This is a genomic window from Streptomyces sp. NPDC001393 (assembly GCF_053597455.1).
This window is the reverse complement of sequence record NZ_JBSFIH010000001.1, coordinates 584155-600893: the sequence shown is the minus strand read 5'-3', so window position 1 is coordinate 600893 and position 16739 is coordinate 584155. Positions and strand designations below refer to the sequence as shown.

General features: G+C 68.5%; 16 protein-coding genes and 1 riboswitch. Of the genes, 3 read left to right on the top strand and 13 right to left on the bottom strand.

All coding sequences use genetic code 11. The annotated features are described in order from the left end of the window. Window positions 1-7 precede the first annotated feature (7 nt). The 3 genes from ACWC2T_RS02775 to ACWC2T_RS02765 form a co-directional block, all read right to left on the bottom strand. Entirely contained in the window at window positions 8-1045 is a 1038-nt protein-coding gene (locus tag ACWC2T_RS02775) for an NlpC/P60 family protein (protein WP_450668654.1), read from the bottom strand. A 219-nt stretch (window positions 1046-1264) separates the two neighbouring features. Further along, window positions 1265-2608, bottom strand: a complete 1344-nt coding sequence (locus ACWC2T_RS02770; RefSeq protein ID WP_450668653.1) for an NYN domain-containing protein — start codon at window positions 2606-2608, stop codon at window positions 1265-1267. A 42-nt stretch (window positions 2609-2650) separates the two neighbouring features. Then, a complete protein-coding gene (locus ACWC2T_RS02765; protein ID WP_146468537.1) occupies window positions 2651-2890 on the bottom strand; it encodes a hypothetical protein in 240 nt (79 codons plus the stop codon). A 155-nt stretch (window positions 2891-3045) separates the two neighbouring features. On the opposite strand from ACWC2T_RS02765, the gene ACWC2T_RS02760 reads away from it, so the two are divergent. Both ACWC2T_RS02760 and ACWC2T_RS02755 read left to right on the top strand, forming a co-directional pair. After that, complete coding sequence (locus ACWC2T_RS02760) at window positions 3046-3789, top strand: rhomboid family intramembrane serine protease (RefSeq protein ID WP_450668652.1); 744 nt, start codon at window positions 3046-3048, stop codon at window positions 3787-3789. Further along, window positions 3786-4067, top strand: coding sequence for an Lrp/AsnC family transcriptional regulator (locus tag ACWC2T_RS02755; RefSeq protein ID WP_208901317.1), 282 nt, complete (start codon window positions 3786-3788; stop codon window positions 4065-4067). The genes ACWC2T_RS02760 and ACWC2T_RS02755 overlap by 4 nt, the downstream gene beginning before the upstream one ends. A 38-nt stretch (window positions 4068-4105) precedes the next feature. Here the strand turns inward: ACWC2T_RS02755 and ACWC2T_RS02750 are convergent, their stop codons facing one another. The 6 genes from ACWC2T_RS02750 to ctaE all read right to left on the bottom strand — a co-directional run bounded on the left by ACWC2T_RS02750 (window position 4106) and on the right by ctaE (window position 11415). Beyond that, complete coding sequence (locus ACWC2T_RS02750) at window positions 4106-5467, bottom strand: aminotransferase class V-fold PLP-dependent enzyme (protein ID WP_450668651.1); 1362 nt, start codon at window positions 5465-5467, stop codon at window positions 4106-4108. Window positions 5468-5627: 160 nt separating this feature from the next. Continuing rightward, window positions 5628-5744: riboswitch (SAM riboswitch) on the bottom strand. A 299-nt stretch (window positions 5745-6043) separates the two neighbouring features. Then, window positions 6044-7108: an anthranilate phosphoribosyltransferase gene (gene trpD / locus ACWC2T_RS02745; RefSeq protein WP_450668650.1), complete on the bottom strand. Its 1065-nt coding sequence runs from the start codon at window positions 7106-7108 to the stop codon at window positions 6044-6046. A gap of 118 nt (window positions 7109-7226) precedes the next feature. Continuing rightward, window positions 7227-8864 carry a cytochrome bc1 complex cytochrome b subunit gene (gene qcrB / locus ACWC2T_RS02740; RefSeq protein WP_450668649.1) on the bottom strand — a complete coding sequence of 546 codons (1638 nt, stop codon included), beginning with the start codon at window positions 8862-8864 and terminating at the stop codon, window positions 7227-7229. Next, the gene (gene qcrA / locus ACWC2T_RS02735; protein ID WP_450668648.1) at window positions 8861-9922 is read right to left on the bottom strand and encodes a cytochrome bc1 complex Rieske iron-sulfur subunit; all 1062 of its coding nucleotides are present in this window, start codon (window positions 9920-9922) and stop codon (window positions 8861-8863) included. Before qcrA ends, qcrB begins: the two co-directional genes overlap by 4 nt. Further along, window positions 9919-10731 (bottom strand): cytochrome bc1 complex diheme cytochrome c subunit, encoded by an 813-nt coding sequence (gene qcrC / locus ACWC2T_RS02730; protein WP_450668647.1) that lies wholly within the window; start codon window positions 10729-10731, stop codon window positions 9919-9921. Before qcrC ends, qcrA begins: the two co-directional genes overlap by 4 nt. 63 nt (window positions 10732-10794) lie before the next feature. After that, window positions 10795-11415 carry an aa3-type cytochrome oxidase subunit III gene (gene ctaE, locus ACWC2T_RS02725; protein WP_361251881.1) on the bottom strand — a complete coding sequence of 207 codons (621 nt, stop codon included), beginning with the start codon at window positions 11413-11415 and terminating at the stop codon, window positions 10795-10797. Window positions 11416-11581: 166 nt separating this feature from the next. Between ctaE and ACWC2T_RS02720 the strand changes: the two genes are divergently transcribed. After that, window positions 11582-11983 (top strand): response regulator, encoded by a 402-nt coding sequence (locus tag ACWC2T_RS02720; protein ID WP_450668646.1) that lies wholly within the window; start codon window positions 11582-11584, stop codon window positions 11981-11983. A gap of 44 nt (window positions 11984-12027) precedes the next feature. Here ACWC2T_RS02720 and ACWC2T_RS02715 read toward each other — a convergent pair whose 3' ends face one another. From ACWC2T_RS02715 to ctaC, 4 genes are all read right to left on the bottom strand, one after another. Then, on the bottom strand, window positions 12028-13287 hold the full coding sequence (locus ACWC2T_RS02715) for an Ig-like domain-containing protein (RefSeq protein WP_450668645.1): 1260 nt from the start codon (window positions 13285-13287) through the stop codon (window positions 12028-12030). Between the two features lie 164 nt (window positions 13288-13451). After that, window positions 13452-13850, bottom strand: a complete 399-nt coding sequence (locus ACWC2T_RS02710; protein ID WP_450668644.1) for a cytochrome c oxidase subunit 4 — start codon at window positions 13848-13850, stop codon at window positions 13452-13454. Then, a complete protein-coding gene (gene ctaD / locus ACWC2T_RS02705) occupies window positions 13847-15580 on the bottom strand; it encodes an aa3-type cytochrome oxidase subunit I (protein WP_450668643.1) in 1734 nt (577 codons plus the stop codon). The genes ACWC2T_RS02710 and ctaD overlap by 4 nt, the downstream gene beginning before the upstream one ends. Further along, window positions 15577-16536 (bottom strand): aa3-type cytochrome oxidase subunit II, encoded by a 960-nt coding sequence (ctaC, locus tag ACWC2T_RS02700; protein WP_351203781.1) that lies wholly within the window; start codon window positions 16534-16536, stop codon window positions 15577-15579. The genes ctaD and ctaC overlap by 4 nt, the downstream gene beginning before the upstream one ends. Window positions 16537-16739 lie beyond the last annotated feature (203 nt).

The window sequence follows — 16739 nt, the reverse complement described above, 5'->3', positions numbered from 1 at the left end:
ACGGGTATCAGACCCGGACGCCGAACTGGAACGGCATGTCGGACATCGCCTCGTAGCGGACGTAGGCACCGGTGTGCGGGGCGTGCAGCACCATGCCGTTGCCGGCGTACAGGCCGACGTGGTGGATGTCGCTGTAGAAGAACACCAGGTCGCCGACCTGGAGGTCGTTGATCGAGTCGATCCGGGTGCCTATGGTCGCCTGCTCCTGGGAGGTGCGCGGGATGGACACGCCGGCCTGGGCGTAGGCCCAGGAGGTCAGGCCCGAGCAGTCGAAGGAGGACGGGCCGGAGGCGCCGTAGACGTAGGGGGCGACACCGACCTTGCTCTGGGCGGCGGCGAAGGCCGCGCCGGCCCGGCCGGAGGCAGGGGTGCTGTTGCCGAGGTCGACCCGCGAGCTGGAGGAGCGGTCGGCGCGCGCCTGCTGGGCGGCGAGGTCCGCCTTCTCCTTGGCGGTCAGGGTGTTCAGCAGCTTCTGCGCGTCGGCGAGCTTGCCCTGGACGTCCTTCTTGTTCTGCGCCAGCTGGGCACGCGTGGCGGAGAGGTCCTTGAGCTTCTGGGTGGCCTCGGCACGCTCCTGGGCCAGTTCGCGCTGTTTGTCCTGGATCTTCTTCAGCGCGTCGACCTGCTGGGCGCTCAACTGGTCGAGCGTGGACGCCTTGTCGAGGAAGTCGTTCGGGTTGGAGGACAGGAAGAGCTGGACCGAGGGGTCGATGCCGCCCGAGCGGTACTGCGAGGTGGCCAGCGAACCCAGGCCGTCGCGCAGCTTGTTGAGGTCCTGCTGACCTCGCGCGACGTTGTCCTGGATCGTGGATATCTCCTTCTGCAGCTTCTGCTGCTTCGCCTGGGCCCCGTCGTACTTCTCGGTGGCCTGCTCCGCCTGCTGGTAGAGCTCGTCGACCTTGGCCTTGACCTGGTCCTTGGTGAGCTTCTGGCTCGGCGCCGCGTTGGCGGCGTTCGCGCTCAGGACGACGGCGGCGGCTGCTGCGGTGGTCAGCACGGTCACGCGGGCGCGACTCTGCTGCTTGGGTCGACGGTGGGACGCCACGGAGGACGAACTCCTTCTTGTGAAGAGTGAGTACTCACCCGTTCGGAGGTTCGAGCCCAGACCCTAGTGACCCAGTTGTGATCAGTTCAAATCCTCTCAGCAGAAAATCCCATCACGCAATGCATTCTTTGCACAGAACTCACATGCTGTGATGCACGATCGACACTACGTTGCGTGACGATACGGCCAATTCGGGCATTGCATATGCCCGTTGGGCCTTCAGGACAGTCGCTTGAGAAGCACCGCAGAGGCGACGGGACGGGCACCCGCCCTGGCGACCCCGTCGGCCACCTCGCGGTCGGTGGAGGCGACGATGACCGGACGGCCCGGCGGCTCCGCGCGCACGAGCTGGCGGATCAGCTCGTCGGCCGTGACGCCCGGCTTGGAGAACAGCACCCTGACCCCGCGCGGCGGCGCGAGCAGCACCGGGGCGGCCAGTTCGGCGCCGTCGAAGACACAGGTCACCTCGGCGCCGGTCTGCGCGGCGAGCGCGGAGAGCTGGCCGAGGAGCCGCAGCCGCTGCTTCTCCAGCGGCATCTGCGGATAGCCGGTCTTGGTGACGTTGTAGCCGTCGACCACCAGGTGCGCCTGCGGCAGCGCCAGCAACTGGTCGAGAATCGCCGGGTCGTTCTCCGACAGGGCGCGCGCCGCGATGTCCTTCGGTGTCATGCGTCCCGGTTCGACCGCGTCCACGGTCTCGGCGGGCCGCACGGACACGGGCGGCAGGGCGAGTTCGCGCCTGAGGCCCTGGGTGGCGTCCAGCAGGGTGTCGAGCAGCAGCCGTACCCGCATGTCCTCCACGCTGCGGCCCTCGCGGGCGGCGCGGCGGGTGGCCTCCAGCGCGGCCTCGGCCTCGCCGAGGCGGGCCCTGAGCCGGCGGGACTCGCTCTCGGCGGCCGACACCTGCCGGTGCGCCTCGGCGCGTACGGCGTCCATCTCGCCCCGGGCCTTGCGCAGGGCTGCCTCGCCCCGCTTGACGTCGCTCAGGGCGGCGCGGAGCTTGCGGTGCAGCGACTCGGCATCCTTCTTCGCCGACTCCAGCTCCGTGCGTAGCCGTTCGGTCTCGGCGCGGGTGTGCTCGCGGGCCTGGGCCAGCTCGGCGCGCAGCCGCTCCAGCTCGGCCCGGCCCTCCTCGTCGGCGCGCTCGGCGTCCGCGCGCTGGACCTCCTCGCCGGCCGCGGTGACCAGCTTCACCCAGCCCGCCGGGCGCAGTACATAGGCCGCGGCCGCCACGTCGAGCGGGTCCGCGGCCGGGAGCGGCGAGCCGGAGTCGAGGGCGCCGGCGAGTTCCGGCTGCGCCTCTCTGAACTTCTCCCCGATCCGCTGCCGGAACAGCGCATCGGTCTCCAGCACCGCCGCCATCGCGTTCCCGGCGAACTTCGCCCGGCGATTGGGGGCGAACCGGGCGTACTGCCTCAGCTGGGCGGGCAGTTCCGTCACGGTGAGCCGGCCGAAGCCGTCCGAGACGATCTGTACGACCCTGCGCCGCACCCCGTCGGGCAGCGGACGGTCAAGCACCTCAGCGGTGCCGTCGCCCGGCCCCCCGCCTGCGGTCTCCACCATCCGTCACACCCCACTACTTCGACTTCTTCGGGGCCGCTCCGCTCAGGAGCCGGCACCCGGCCTGTCCACGAGTTCCACCTGATCCACCGCGTTGCACCAGCGGCACCGCACCGACTCGATGGTCTCACTGACCACCTGCCGCTCCTCCACGGTCGGCTCGCCCGCCAGATCGAGGTGGACGTACTCGACGACCTTCGAGGAACGCGTCACGTCGAACCGCGTGAGGTTGCCGCACAGGGTGCAGCGCCATCGGGTGGTCGCGGTCGGCAGGGGAACCGTCATCGTGGCTGTCCGCTTCCTTCTGGTAGTCGCTCGTCGCGCCGCCGGCCGACGCGTGTGGCGGTAACCCTACGGCCTGGCGGGGACTCGCCGCTGGTCCGTCCAAGGCGGCGAGGCGGTCTGTCGGCTTGCGTCCCGTTACGTCATGCTCTGTATTCATGATCAGCGAGTGGAGCACGGCGGCCGGCAGGACCCTCAGAGCGGTCCGGAGCTCATCAGCACCCATGACGTACGGCCTCATCGCCCTGTGCTGCCTGCTCTTCGTCCTGGGCCCGGCCTCGGGGCTCACCCCGGGATACGGTTCCGGGGACGGCCTGCTCGCCGCGCAGCGGGCGTACTTCCGGCGCTGGGGCGTGGTGCCGGCCGAGCTGTTCGCCAGGCCGCTGCGCGAGGTCCTGACCCCCGCCACGGCCCTGTTCGTACACGGCAGCTGGGTGCACCTGCTCGGCAACATGCTCTTCCTCTTCGTCTTCGGCGTGATGACCGAGGAGCGGATGGGCCGGGTCGAGTTCACTCTCTTCTACGTCGGCTGCGGCTGTCTCGCCCTGCTCGGCTACGCGGCCGCCAACGCCGCCTCCGAGCAGTCGCTGGTGGGCGCCTCCGGGGCGATCTCGGCGGTCCTCGGAGCGTTCCTCTACCTGTTCCCCCGTGCCCGTGTCACCAGTCTTCTGCCGTTCCTGTTCTTCCTGCCACTGCGCTTTCCCGCGTGGATCGTGCTGCCGTTCTGGGCGGCCCTGCAGTGGGCGGCGGCGGAGCAGAGCTCGGGCGGCCCCGGGGTGGCCTATCTGGCCCACCTCATCGGCTTCGGCCTGGGCTTCGGCTACGCGTGGGTGCGGTACGGCCGGGCGGCTAGAGTGAAAGCCGCCCCTGCTCAGGCCCCCGAGGGAGAGAACCAGCCGTGATCACCGCGATCGTCCTGATCAAGACCAGCGTGGACCGGATCCCCGAGATCGCGGAGCAGATCGCTTCGCTGGAGTCGGTGAGCGAGGTCTTCTCCGTCACGGGCACATATGACCTGATCGCGATGGTCCGGGTGCGGCAGCACGAGGATCTCGCCGATGTCATCCCCGGCCGGATCAGCAAGATCCCGGGCGTCGAGGCCACCGACACGCACGTCGCCTTCCGCACCTACTCCCAGCACGACCTGGAGGCGGCCTTCTCGATCGGTCTGGACAACTGACCGTCGAAAAGACCGCCTGAGCGTCCGCGGGGCGCCGATCACACCGCCGGGACGCAGCGGCCGTCCTCCGTCCGGTACGTCCACTTCGCACCGTCGGTCACCAGCTCCCGCACCGCCGTCAGGAAACGCTCCACGTGCTCGTCGGGGGTGCCCGCGCCGAAGCTCACGCGGATGGCGTTGAGGGACTTCTCCCCCGGCGCGGCCTCGGGGGCCCCGCACTCGCCCTGGGTCTGGGGGTCGGTGCCGAGGAGGGTGCGGACCAGGGGGTGGGCGCAGAAGAGGCCGTCGCGGACGCCGATGCCGTACTCGGCGGAGAGCGCGGCGGCGAAGTGGGAGCTGTTCCAGCCCTCGACGACGAAGGAGATGACACCGACGCGCGGGGCGTCGTCGCCGAAGAGGGAGAGCACCTTCACCTGGGGGATCTCGGCAAGGCCGGCCCGGACCCGGCGGACGAGGTGCTGCTCCCGGGCCACCAGGGTGTCCCAGCCGGCCTCGGTCAGCGCCTTGCAGGCCGACGCGATGGAGTAGGCGCCGATCACATTGGGCGAGCCCGCTTCGTGCCGTGCGGCGCTGTCGTGCCACTCCACCTCCACGCCGCCGTCCTGACGCCGGGTCACCTTGCGGCTGGCGCCCCCGCCGGCCAGGTACGGCTCGGCCGCGCGCAGCCAGTCGGCGCGGCCGGCCAGAACGCCGGAGCCGAAGGGGGCGTACAGCTTGTGACCCGAGAAGGCGACCCAGTCGACGTCCAGGTCACGCAGGGACACGGGGTGGTGCGGGGCCAGCTGGGCGGCGTCCAGGACGATGCGGGCGCCGTGGGCGTGCGCCGCCGCGGCCAGTTCGCGCACCGGCCACAGCTCGCCGGTCACGTTGGAGGCGCCGGTGACGCAGACGAGGGCCGGGCCGTGGGGGTCCCGGTCGGCGAGGGCCCGCTCCAGGGTCGCCACGGCCTGCTGCGGAGTGCGCGGGGCGTCGAGGTAGGTGACGCGCGCGTCCTGCCAGGGCAGCAGGGAGGCGTGGTGCTCGGTCTCGAAGACGAAGACCTGGCAGTCGGCGGGGAGCGCGCGGGCCAGCAGGTTCAGGGAGTCGGTGGTGGAGCGGGTGAAGACCACCTGGTCGGCGGGGCGGCAGCCGAGGAAGTCGGCGACCGTCCTGCGGGCGTTCTCGAAGAGGTCGGTGGAGAGCTGGGAGAGGTAGCCGGCGCCACGGTGGACGCTGCCGTAGTACGGCGCGTAGGCGGCCACGTCGTCCCAGACGCGCTGCAGGGCAGGGGCGCTGGCCGCGTAGTCGAGGGCCGCGTAGGTGACCTCGCCGCCGGTGACGAGCGGGACGGTGACATCCCGGCCCAGAACCGGCAGAGGGGCACAAACGGACTGGTCGGCGGCAGCGGTGAAGACAGACATGGGGAACTCCCGTGAGGACGTACGCGAAGACACGTACGGGAAGAAGAGAAAAGGGGTGTGCGGAGGCGGGGCTCTGCGGCCCTATCGCATTCGCTTGCTCACGGAAGGCTCCCTCGATGACCAGGACCCCTGGTCCCGCGCTCTCGTCGAGCGCGCGAGGGGTCCGCGCTTGCCGTAGACCTCGCTGCCTACGGCCTGGTCTTCACCCGGGGCACCCCGCCACGGACGGAGGGTTGCCGGACAGCCGGCCGGGGCCGAATGGCTGTCACTCATGACCTGGTGCAGAAACGTACGGTAAATGATCGTCGCCCCGCAACCCGTGTCCGGATCGCGGGACGACCACCGGCGGCGGCCAGCGCCCCGGCAGGCAACGTTCGCCCCGTCGCGACGCCCGGCACGCTCCCCCACTGCCTTAAGGGCGTGGGAGGTGCCCCCACTCGCCGCACCGGGCACAAGCCCAAGTACATCCAGTACGAGGACTTGCACCCGGCACTCCCCCAGCCTTCGGCCGGGGGGGACCCCCAGAGCACGCACCGGACGCCGCTCCTTGACGGGCAAACGTTGCCTGCCGGGGCACTAGGCGTTGCTCGCCGCCACCCACCGTTCCAGCGTCCGCTTCGCCGCGCCCGAGTCGATGGATTCGGCGGCCTGGGCCATGCCGGCCCGCAGCTGGTCGGCGAGCGAGGCGTCCGTCGGGTGCAGGGCCACCAGGGCCGCCGCGGAGTTCAGCAGCACGGCGTCCCGTACCGGGCCCTGCTCGCCGTCCAGCAGACGGCGGGCGACCTCGGCGTTGTGCGACGGGTCGCCGCCGCGCAGCGCCTCCACGGGAACGAGGTCGATGCCGACGTCCCGCGGGTCGAAGGTCTCCTCGGTGACCTTGCCGTCCCGGACCACCCAGACGTGGGACGTGGATGTCGTGGTCAGCTCGTCCAGCCCGTCGTCGCCGCGGAAGACCAGCGAGGAGTTGCCGCGCTCCGCGAGCACGCCCGCGACGATCGGCGCCTCACGGGCGACGGCCACGCCGACCGCCTGGGCCCGCACCTTCGCCGGGTTGGTCAGCGGACCGAGCAGGTTGAACACCGTACGGATGCCCAACTGGCCGCGTGCGGCGCCCACATGACGCAGCGCGGGGTGGAACTTCACCGCGAAGCAGAAGGTGATGCCGGCCTCCTCCGCGACCTCGGCCACCCGCCGGGGCGTGAGGTCGAGGTTGACGCCCAGCTTCGCCAGGACGTCGGAGGATCCGGAGGCGGAGGACGCGGCGCGGTTGCCGTGCTTGACGACCTTCGCGCCCGTGCCGGCGACGACCAGTGACGACATCGTGGAGATGTTCACCGTCTTCGCCCCGTCGCCGCCGGTGCCGACGATGTCGACGGTGGGGCCGGGCACCTCGATCACGTTCGCGTGCTGGTACATCGTGCGGACCAGACCGGTGATCTCCTGCACCGTCTGCCCCTTGGCCCGCAGCGCCACCGCGAACCCCGCGATCTGCGCGTCGGTCGCCTCGCCGCGCATGATCCGGTCCATCGCCCACGCGGTGTCGTCGGCGGAGAGGTCCTGGCCGTCCAGCAGGCCGTTCAGCAGGGCGGGCCAGGAACGGCCCGCCGCGGTGTCGCCTCCAGCGGGGGTCACAGCGTTCATAGCCGCTCCTGGTGTCCTGAGGAAACAGTGTGGTCCCAGCCTATCCAGCGCCGGGCAGGGCGAAGGGCCCCGTCCGTAACCCGGACGGGGCCCTTCGGCGTGGCGTGGCGACGCGGGATCAGTGGTGGCCGTGGCCGCTCGTGATCTCCTTGTACTCCTCGACGGTCGGCTTCGGGATCTGGTTGTCCTCGCCGTAGTAGGCGTTGGACAGCTTCACCCGGAGCTTCTCCGAGACACCGACCTTGCGCTCGACACCGTTCTCGTCGACCGTCGGGCCGATCTCGGCCGGCTCGTACTGGTGGTGAGCCGTGAGGGTGTGCAGCTGCTCCTGGCTGAGCGGCTCGTGCACCTCGATGAACTCACCGTGCGGCAGGCGCTTGATGATGCCGGTCTCGCGACCGTGCAGCACCTTGTCGCGGTCGCGGCGCTGCAGACCCAGGCAGATCCGCTTGGTGACGATGAACGCGATGATCGGCCCGAGGAAGAAGAAGATCCGGACGAACCAGGTCACGGCGTTGATCGACAGGTGGAAGTGGGTCGCCCACAGGTCGTTGCCACCACCGACCAGGGTGATCATGTAGATCGTCACCCAGGCGACACCGAACGCGGTACGCGTCGGGGCGTTGCGCGGGCGGTCCAGGATGTGGTGCTCGCGCTTGTCGCCGGTGATCCAGGACTCGATGAACGGGTAGACCGCGATCGCCGCCAGGACCAGCGGGAAGAGGACCAGCGGGATGAACACGCCCAGGACGAGCGTGTGACCCCAGAGGTTGATCTCCCAGCCCGGCATGAAGCGGATCAGACCCTCGGCGAAGCCCATGTACCAGTCGGGCTGGGCGCCGGTGGACACCTGGTCCGGACGGTAGGGTCCCATGGCCCAGATCGGGTTGATCTGGGCGACCGCCGCGATGGCCGCGATGACACCGAAGACCAGGAAGAAGAAGCCTCCGGCCTTGGCCATGTAGACCGGCAGCAGTGGCATGCCGACGACGTTCTTGTTGCTCTTGCCGGGACCCGCGAACTGCGTGTGCTTGTGGTAGAAGACCAGGATCAGGTGGCCCACCATCAGGCCGAGCATGATGCCCGGCAGCAGCAGGATGTGGATCGAGTAGAACCGGGCCACGAAGTCGTGGCCGGGGAACTGACCGCCGAAGAGGAAGAACGACAGGTACGTGCCGACGATCGGCACGGACAGGATCGCGCCCTCCATGAAGCGGACACCGGTGCCGGAGAGCAGGTCGTCCGGGAGCGAGTAACCGGTGAAGCCGGTGAACATGCCGAGGACGAACAGCAGGAAGCCGAACAGCCAGTTGATCTCACGCGGCTTGCGGAACGCGCCGGTGAAGAACACGCGCATCATGTGCACGAACATGCCAGCGAGGAAGATCAGCGCGGCCCAGTGGTGGATCTGCCGGATGAGCAGGCCACCGCGCACGTCGAAGGAGATGTGCAGGGTCGAGCTGAACGCCTCGGACATCAGCTGTCCCTGGAGCGGGACATAGCTGCCGTGGTACTCCACCTCGTTCATCGACGGGTGGAAGAACAACGTCAGATAGACACCCGTCAGGATGATGATGATGAAGCTGTACATGCACACTTCGCCCAACATGAACGACCAGTGGTCGGGGAAGATCTTGCGCATGTTGGCCTTGGCCAGGGAGTAGATCCCGAGCCGGCCGTCGGCCCAGTCGGCGACACGTTCGCCGGCCGGTGCCTTCCCGCGAGAGCGGGGCGTCTCGTTCGCTGCAGTACTCATCCGCGCTCCCAGAATGCAGGACCGACGGGCTCCTCGAAGTCGCCGAGCGCCTGGAGGTAACCCTCACTGTCCACACCGATGCGCAGCTGCGGCAGGGCGTGGCCGGCGGGGCCGAAGATCACTCGGGCACCGTCGGAGAGGTCGAAGGTGGACTGGTGGCACGGGCACAGCACGTGGTGCGTCTGCTGCTCGTACAGGGAGATCGGGCAGCCGACGTGGGTGCAGATCTTGGAGAAGGCGACGATGCCTTCATGCGACCAGTCGAGCTCGCGCTTGTCCTTGATGTTGTCCGGCTGCAGCCGGACGATCATCAGCGCGGCCTTGGCGATCTCCGTCTGGAACTCCTCGTCCGTCTCGTTCAGCCCGTCGGGCTTGGCGAAGGTGAGGGAGCCGACGGCGACGTCCTCGGGGCGCAGCGGCAGGCCGGTGTTCGTGTTGACCAGGCGCTTGCCCTTGGCCCACAGCGTGTGACGCAGCGAGGTGCCGGGCAGCGGGCCGAGGTCGCGCAGCAGCATGACGCCGGAGAGCGGGAACAGGGCCAGCGCGCCGAACATGGTGGTGCGGAGCAGCTTGCGGCGGCCGAGCGCCGACTCGGCGGCACCCTGGCGGAAGTCCGCGTGGACCTTGGCCCGGACCTCGGGGGAGGCCTCGATCGGGTGCCGCTCGTCGGCGACCTCGACGTCGGACATCAGGGTGCGGGCCCAGTGGACCGCGCCCGCGCCGATGCAGAACAGCGCCGTGCCGAGGGTCAGACCCAGCGCGAAGTTCAGCGCGCTGAGGTGCCCGATCGGGAAGACGAAGATGTCCTTGTCGTGCGGGATGGTCACGTACGAGACGATGAAGCCGACGGTGGCCAGCATCGACACCGTGAACAGCAGGGCGACCATGCGCTCGGACCGCTTGGCGGCCCGCTCGTCGATGTCCTGGATGCGGTGCTCGTGAGGCGGCAGCCCCGGGTCGGCGAACGGGTTCTCCTCGTCCGCGACCGCCGTTACCGCGCCGTGCGCGTGCTCCTGCTCTGCGGGCAGGTTCTCTTCTGGAATGTCTTGGCTACTCATGACTTCTTGGCCTTTGCGGTCCGAGCGGCGACCCAGACGGCGACCACGATCAGCGCGCCGAGGCCGAAGATCCAGGCGAACAGACCCTCACTGACCGGCCCGAGGCCGCCCAGCTCCAGACCGCCGGGGTTCGTCGTCTCGCTGCTGTCGACCGCGTGCAGGTACGCGATGATGTCCTTCTTGTTCTTCGAGGACAACGTGGTGTCCGGGAAGGACGGCATGTTCTGCGGGCCGGTCTGCATGGCCTCGTAGATGTGCTTCGGGTCGACGCCCTCGAGCGTCGGCGCGAACTTGCCCTTGGTCAGGGCGCCGCCCTTGCCGGTGAAGTTGTGGCACTGCGCGCAGTTGGTGCGGAACAGCTCGCCACCCTTGGCGATGTCCGCGCCCTCAGGGCCGTACTGGTCCTTGGTGGGCACGCTCGGGCCGGCGCCCAGCGAGGCGATGTACGCGGCGAGCTGGTCGATCTGCGTCTGGTTGTAGATGACCTTCTTGCGCGGGACCTGGGCGCCCTGCATGGTGGCGGCCGGCATACGGCCGGTGCCGACCTGGAAGTCGACGGCCGCGGCGCCCACGCCGACCAGGCTCGGCCCGTCGGAGGAGCCCTGGCCACCGGTGCCGTGGCAGCTGGCGCAGCCGACCTCGTAGAGCTTCTTGCCCTCCTGGATGGTCAGGGACTGGGCGGAATCATCGGCCTGCGCCTTGCCCGCGGGTGCGAACGCGGCATACAGCCCCCCAGTGGCCGCCAGCGCGAGGAGTAGGACGACGACCGCCGCCAGCGGATGGCGTCGTCGTGCGGAGAGCTTTTTCACGGATTACCCCGGTGTCAGGATCTTCTGCGTCGGTGCTTCTGGATGTGCGGGAGCCGGTCCCGGCTACTTGATCAGGTAGATCGTGGCGAAAAGGCCGATCCAGACCACATCGACGAAGTGCCAGTAGTAGGACACGACGATGGCGGCGGTCGCCTGCTCGTGGGTGAACCTCTTGGCCATGTAGGTGCGGCCGAGGACCAGCAGGAAGGCGATGAGACCGCCCGTCACGTGCAGGCCGTGGAAGCCGGTGGTCAGGTAGAACACCGAGCCGTAGGGGTCGGAGGAGAGCGAGATGCCGTCGTCCCTCACCAGGCTCGTGTACTCGTAGATCTGACCGCCGATGAAGATCGCACCCATGATGAAGGTGAGGATGAACCACCCGCGGAGCTTCTTCACGTCACCGCGCTCGGCCGCGAACACGCCGAGCTGGCAGGTGAGCGAGGAGAGCACCAGGATCGTGGTGTTCGTCGCGGAGAAGGGCACATTGAGCGCGTCGGCCATGTGCTTCCAGTGCGCCGGACCCGTCACCGACCGCAGGGTGAAGTACATCGCGAAGAGGGCCGCGAAGAACATCAGCTCGGAACTCAGCCAGATGATGGTTCCGACGCTGGTGAGGTTCGGCCGGTTGACCGACGGGTGCGCGTGCCCGGTTTCTACTGTCGTTGCTGTCGCCACGACCGACATTATGTCGGTCGCTTATCCCGCCCTCACTCCGGGGGGTGCCGTTCGGAGTGTTGCTGCCGCCGAACCGGTGTTGACGTGGTGTTCATGGGGACTTCCACGGGAGTAAGCTCCGCCCCGAACGGCCCTGTCCGTCCCGTCCGTACGACGCTGACGTCCCGGAGGAACAATGCAGCCGACCGCCACGGTGCTGGTCTACAGCGACGACTCCAACACCCGCGAGCAAGTACGGCTGGCCGCCGGCCGCAGGCCCGCTCCCGACGTCCCCTTCGTCGAGTTCCTGGAGTGCGCGACGCCCGAGGCGGTGCTGCGCGAGCTGGACAGGGGCGGGATCGACGTGTGCGTGCTGGACGGCGAGGCCGTGCCCATGGGGGGTATGGGGGTGTGCCGGCAGATCAAGGACGAGGTGTTCAACTGCCCGCCGGTGCTTCTGCTCATGGGCCGGCCCCAGGACGCGTGGCTGGCCACGTGGAGCCGGGCTGACGCCGCTGTGACTCTTCCGGTGGATCCTGTGGAGTTTTCCTCGGCCCTTGCTTCGCTGCTCCGTCAGAAGCGGTTGGTGGGCGCCTAGCGGGGAGGGGGGCGTGGGGGTTCCCCGCGCCCCTTGCGGGGCGCTCAGAGCGCCGCGGGCTGCAGTCTCACCGTGTCCGCCTGGGACGGCCCGGCGGGCTTGCCGTTGACGAGGGCACTGCCCATGCTCCATTTCTTCCAGTCGACGTTCCAGTCGCCGAAGCCGTTGCCGAAGTCCTCCATCTGGTGGCCGCCGGAGTTGACGACCCTGACGATGTCGCCCTGGTGGATGTTGGCGAAGAACCACTGGGCGTTGGCGGTGCTCATGCCCGTGCAGCCGTGGCTGACGTTGGCGTAGCCCTGTGAACCCACGGACCAGGGCGCGGCGTGCACGTACTCGCCGGACCAGGTCACCCGTGTGGAGTAGTAGACGTTCAGGTCGTAGGAGTCGGAGCTGCTCGTGGAGATGCCGATCGTGGTGCCGCGCATGCGGACGACGTACGCCTTCTCCAGGACGACCTTGATGCCGTTGCGGGTGTCGTAGCCGGGCCTGCCGGTGGTGACGGGGATCCGTTTGATCGCCTCACCGTTCTTGTAGAACGTCAGTTGGTGTGCCGCGGCGTCCGTGAGGGCCTCGATCCGGTCACCCGTGGTGATCTTCAGCGGTTTCGACGGGCCGCCCCACAGCCGGTCGCTGATCCTGATGCCGTCCAGGTTGCTGTGCACCGTGATGGTGGCGTGGGCGGGCCAGTACTCCTGAGGCCGGTAGTGGAGTTCCTTGTCGCTCACCCAGTACCAGGAGCCCGGTACGGCCGGCGTGGACTCCACCCTCAGGGCGCGCTCCACGATGGCGCGCTGCGCCTTGTCCTTGACCTCCTGGTCGAGTTGGGCGGTGATGGGCTGGCCGACGCCGTACTGGCCCGACTTCGGCCCGAGGGTGACGGTCAGGCGCTTTCTGCTGGTGGGCTTGCCGGTGTCGAAGGTGAGGATCTTGCGGCCGGGTGCGCCGTCGTCGTCCTCGGTGCTCACCGTGACCGTGTAGTGGGCGCCCGCGGCCAGCGGGGCGGTGCTGTGCCATCTGCTGCCGTCGGCGGCGAGTTCGCCCGGCACATAGCGCCCTGCGGAGTCCTGGGCGGTGACGTCGGTGATGCGGTCGTCACCGTTGGCCGTGATCTCCAGGGGCTTGTCCGGGTCGGCCCGCTCCCCCTCCTCTGTGGGGAGGTTGGAGGAGATCACGTCCGCCGCGTCGTACGGCTTGGCCGACAAGGAGTTGCCGTCCGAACTGCAGGCGGTGAGGCCCGCGCCGAGCGCGGTCACCAGCAGGGCGCAGCTGACGACGGTGCGGGTCCGCGGAGTGTGGTTCATACGATCACGCTATGAGGCGTTGACCCCATTTGCGCGGTGGGTAACCCGTACGAGTGATCGACACTGCGGCAGAGGAACGACCGCACCCGGGCGACCTGTGGAAAAGCCGGAGGCCCGGACCCTCCTGAGGGAGCGTCCGGGCCTCCGGTGCGTGCACGCGCGTGCTACTGGGTGCGGTTCTCGCCGTGGTAGTACTCGAACACCCAGCCGAACAGGCCGACCACGATGAACGGGGCGGAGAAGTAGATCAGCCACCAGCCGACCGCGATGCTGAGGAAGGCGATCGCACCGCCGAAGCCCAGCAGCAGCGGCTGCCAGCTGTGCGGGCTGAAGAAGCCCAGCTCGCCCGCGTCGTCCGCGACGTCGGCCTCCTTGTCGTCCTGGGCGCCCGCGTCGACCCGCCGGGCGGTGAAGCCCAGGTAGAAGCCGATCATGACGCTCAGGCCGAAGGCCAGGAACAGTGCGGTGGTACCGGCCGGCTCCTTCGACCACACGCCATACACGATGGCCATGATCAGGATGAAGACGCTCAGCCAGATGAACATCCGACCCTGGATCTTCACTTGCCGGCCTCCTTGCTGCCCGCGATGGCGGTGCCGTGACCGCTGTGCGCGAGCTGCTCGAGCGCGGCGATCTCAGGGTGGTGCAGGTCGAACGCCGGGGATTCGCTGCGGATCCGCGGCAGGGTGAGGAAGTTGTGCCGCGGCGGCGGGCAGGACGTCGCCCACTCGAGCGAACGGCCGTAGCCCCACGGGTCGTCCACATTGACCGGCTTGCCGTACTTGGCGGTCTTCCAGACGTTGTAGAGGAACGGCAGGATCGACAGGCCGAGCAGGAAGGAGCTGATCGTCGAGACCGTGTTCAGGGCGGTGAAGCCGTCGGCCGCCAGGTAGTCGGCGTACCGGCGCGGCATGCCCTCGGCACCCAGCCAGTGCTGGACCAGGAAGGTGCCGTGGAAGCCGATGAACAGCGTCCAGAAGGTGATCTTGCCCAGGCGCTCGTCCAGCATCTTGCCGGTCCACTTCGGCCACCAGAAGTGGAAGCCGGAGAACATGGCGAAGACGACCGTACCGAAGACGACGTAGTGGAAGTGGGCCACCACGAAGTACGAGTCGGAGACGTGGAAGTCCATCGGGGGCGAGGCCAGGATGACACCGGTCAGACCACCGAACGTGAAGGTGATCAGGAAGCCGGTCGCCCAGAGCATCGGCGTCTCGAAGGACAGCGAGCCCTTCCACATCGTGCCGATCCAGTTGAAGAACTTCACACCGGTCGGTACGGCGATCAGGAAGGTCATGAAGGAGAAGAACGGCAGCAGCACACCACCGGTGACGTACATGTGGTGGGCCCACACGGTCACGGACAGACCGGCGATCGCGATCGTCGCGGCGATCAGACCCATGTAGCCGAACATCGGCTTGCGGGAGAACACCGGGATGACCTCGGAGATGATTCCGAAGAACGGCAACGCGATGATGTACACCTCTGGATGGCCGAAGAACCAGAAGAGGTGTTGCCACAGTAGTGCGCCGCCGTTTGCGGCGTCGAAGACATGGGCGCCGAACTTGCGGTCCGCCTCCAGGGCGAACAGCGCGGCCGCGAGGACCGGGAAGGCCAGCAGGACCAGGACACCGGTCAGCAGCACGTTCCACACGAAGATCGGCATGCGGAACATGGTCATGCCCGGGGCACGCATGCAGATGATCGTGGTGATGAAGTTGACCGAGCCGAGGATGGTGCCGAAGCCGGACATGGCCAGACCCATGATCCACATGTCGGCGCCGACACCGGGGCTGCGGACCGCGTCCGACAGCGGCGAGTAGGCGAACCAGCCGAAGTCCGCCGCACCCTGCGGGGTGAGGAAGCCGCCCACCGCGATGAGCGAGCCGAACAGGTACAGCCAGTAGGCGAACATGTTCAGCCGCGGAAACGCCACGTCGGGGGCGCCGATCTGCAGCGGCATGATCCAGTTCGCGAAACCGGCGAACAGCGGCGTCGCGAACATCAGCAGCATGATCGTGCCGTGCATCGTGAACGCCTGGTTGAACTGCTCGTTCGACATGATCTGCAGGCCCGGCCGGGCCAGCTCGGCGCGCATGAGCAGCGCCATCACGCCGCCGATCAGGAAGAACGCGAACGACGTCGCAAGGTACATCGTCCCGATCGTCTTGTGGTCGGTGGTCGTCAGCCACTTCACCACGACATTGCCGGGCTGCTTGCGCCTGACCGGCAGCTCGTCCGCGAACGCGCCTTCAGCTGCCGCGGCACCCTGGGGTTCGTTGAGGATGCTCACAGGTTGTTCGTCTCCCGGTTCTTCTCGTGGCTCGTCTGCGCGATGCCGGCGGGAATGTAACCGGTCTGCCCCTTCTTGGCGAGGTCCTGGAGGTGCTTCTGGTACGCCGCCGGGGAGACGACCTTCACGTTGAACAGCATGCGCGAGTGGTCGACACCGCAGAGCTCGGCGCACTTGCCGAGGAAGGTGCCTTCGTGGTTCGGAGTGACCTGGAAGGCGTTGGTGTGGCCCGGGATGACGTCCTGCTTCATCAGGAACGGCACCACCCAGAAGGAGTGGATGACGTCACGAGAGGTCAGGACGAAGCGGACCGTCTCACCCTTGGGGAGCCAGAGCGTCGGACCGGGGTTGCCCGTCTGCGGGTTCTTCGTGGCGGGCGTACCGACGTCGTAGACCCCGCCGGCGTTCGCCGGGAAGTCCTTCTTGAACCGGTCCGGAATGGCGTTCAGGTTCGCGTCGGTCTTCGCGTCGCCGGAGACACCGGGGACGTTCTCGATGTAGTTGAAGCCCCAGCTCCACTGGAAGCCGACCACGTTGATCGTGACGTCCGGCTTCTTGGAGAGGCTCAGGAGCTTCGACTCGTCCCGGGCCGTGAAGTAGAAGAGCACCGAGATGATGATGATCGGGACCACCGTGTACAGGGCCTCGATCGGCATGTTGTACCGGGTCTGCGGAGGTACCTCGACCTTGGTGCGGCTGCGCCGGTGGAACATGGCGCTCCACAGGATCAGGCCCCACACCAGCACGCCGACGGCGAGCGCGGCAGCCCAGGAGCCCTGCCACAGGGAGAGGATCCGCGGAGCCTCTTCCGTGGTCGGGGTGGGCATGCCAAGGCGGGGGAAGTCCTTGTATGTGCAACCGGTTGCGGTCGCCAGGACCAGGCCCGCGGTCAGTGCCTGCAGCAGCTTCCGCCGCATCGGGCGCCGCGGCGAGCGGTCGGAGCCGTTGGGACTCACGTAGCGCCTTCCCGAGAGTCTCGCCCGCGCGGTCGGCTGCGGCCTTCTCGCTGGTCGGTCGCCGCCCTGCGTCGGGCAGGGGTTTGGATGTTTATGCGGACCAAACCCTAGCCGACGCCCTCCGGGGGTTCGCGGGGAGGGGGGCCTACTGAGTTGGGTGGTTCGCTGGATTGGCGGCTGCGGGTCCGTTGTGGCTGGTCGCG

What these genes read in the sequence shown, in the direction of transcription:
- ACWC2T_RS02770 (WP_450668653.1), bottom strand. Translation starts at nt 2,608, where the DNA reads ATGGTGGAGACCGCAGGCGGGGGGCCGGGCGACGGCACCGCTGAGGTG.
- ACWC2T_RS02765 (WP_146468537.1), bottom strand. Translation starts at nt 2,890, where the DNA reads ATGACGGTTCCCCTGCCGACCGCGACCACCCGATGGCGCTGCACCCTG.
- ACWC2T_RS02760 (WP_450668652.1), top strand. Translation starts at nt 3,046, where the DNA reads ATGATCAGCGAGTGGAGCACGGCGGCCGGCAGGACCCTCAGAGCGGTC.
- ACWC2T_RS02750 (WP_450668651.1), bottom strand. Translation starts at nt 5,467, where the DNA reads ATGTCTGTCTTCACCGCTGCCGCCGACCAGTCCGTTTGTGCCCCTCTG.
- trpD (WP_450668650.1), bottom strand. Translation starts at nt 7,108, where the DNA reads ATGAACGCTGTGACCCCCGCTGGAGGCGACACCGCGGCGGGCCGTTCC.
- qcrB (WP_450668649.1), bottom strand. Translation starts at nt 8,864, where the DNA reads ATGAGTACTGCAGCGAACGAGACGCCCCGCTCTCGCGGGAAGGCACCG.
- qcrA (WP_450668648.1), bottom strand. Translation starts at nt 9,922, where the DNA reads ATGAGTAGCCAAGACATTCCAGAAGAGAACCTGCCCGCAGAGCAGGAG.
- ctaE (WP_361251881.1), bottom strand. Translation starts at nt 11,415, where the DNA reads ATGTCGGTCGTGGCGACAGCAACGACAGTAGAAACCGGGCACGCGCAC.
- ACWC2T_RS02720 (WP_450668646.1), top strand. Translation starts at nt 11,582, where the DNA reads ATGCAGCCGACCGCCACGGTGCTGGTCTACAGCGACGACTCCAACACC.
- ACWC2T_RS02715 (WP_450668645.1), bottom strand. Translation starts at nt 13,287, where the DNA reads ATGAACCACACTCCGCGGACCCGCACCGTCGTCAGCTGCGCCCTGCTG.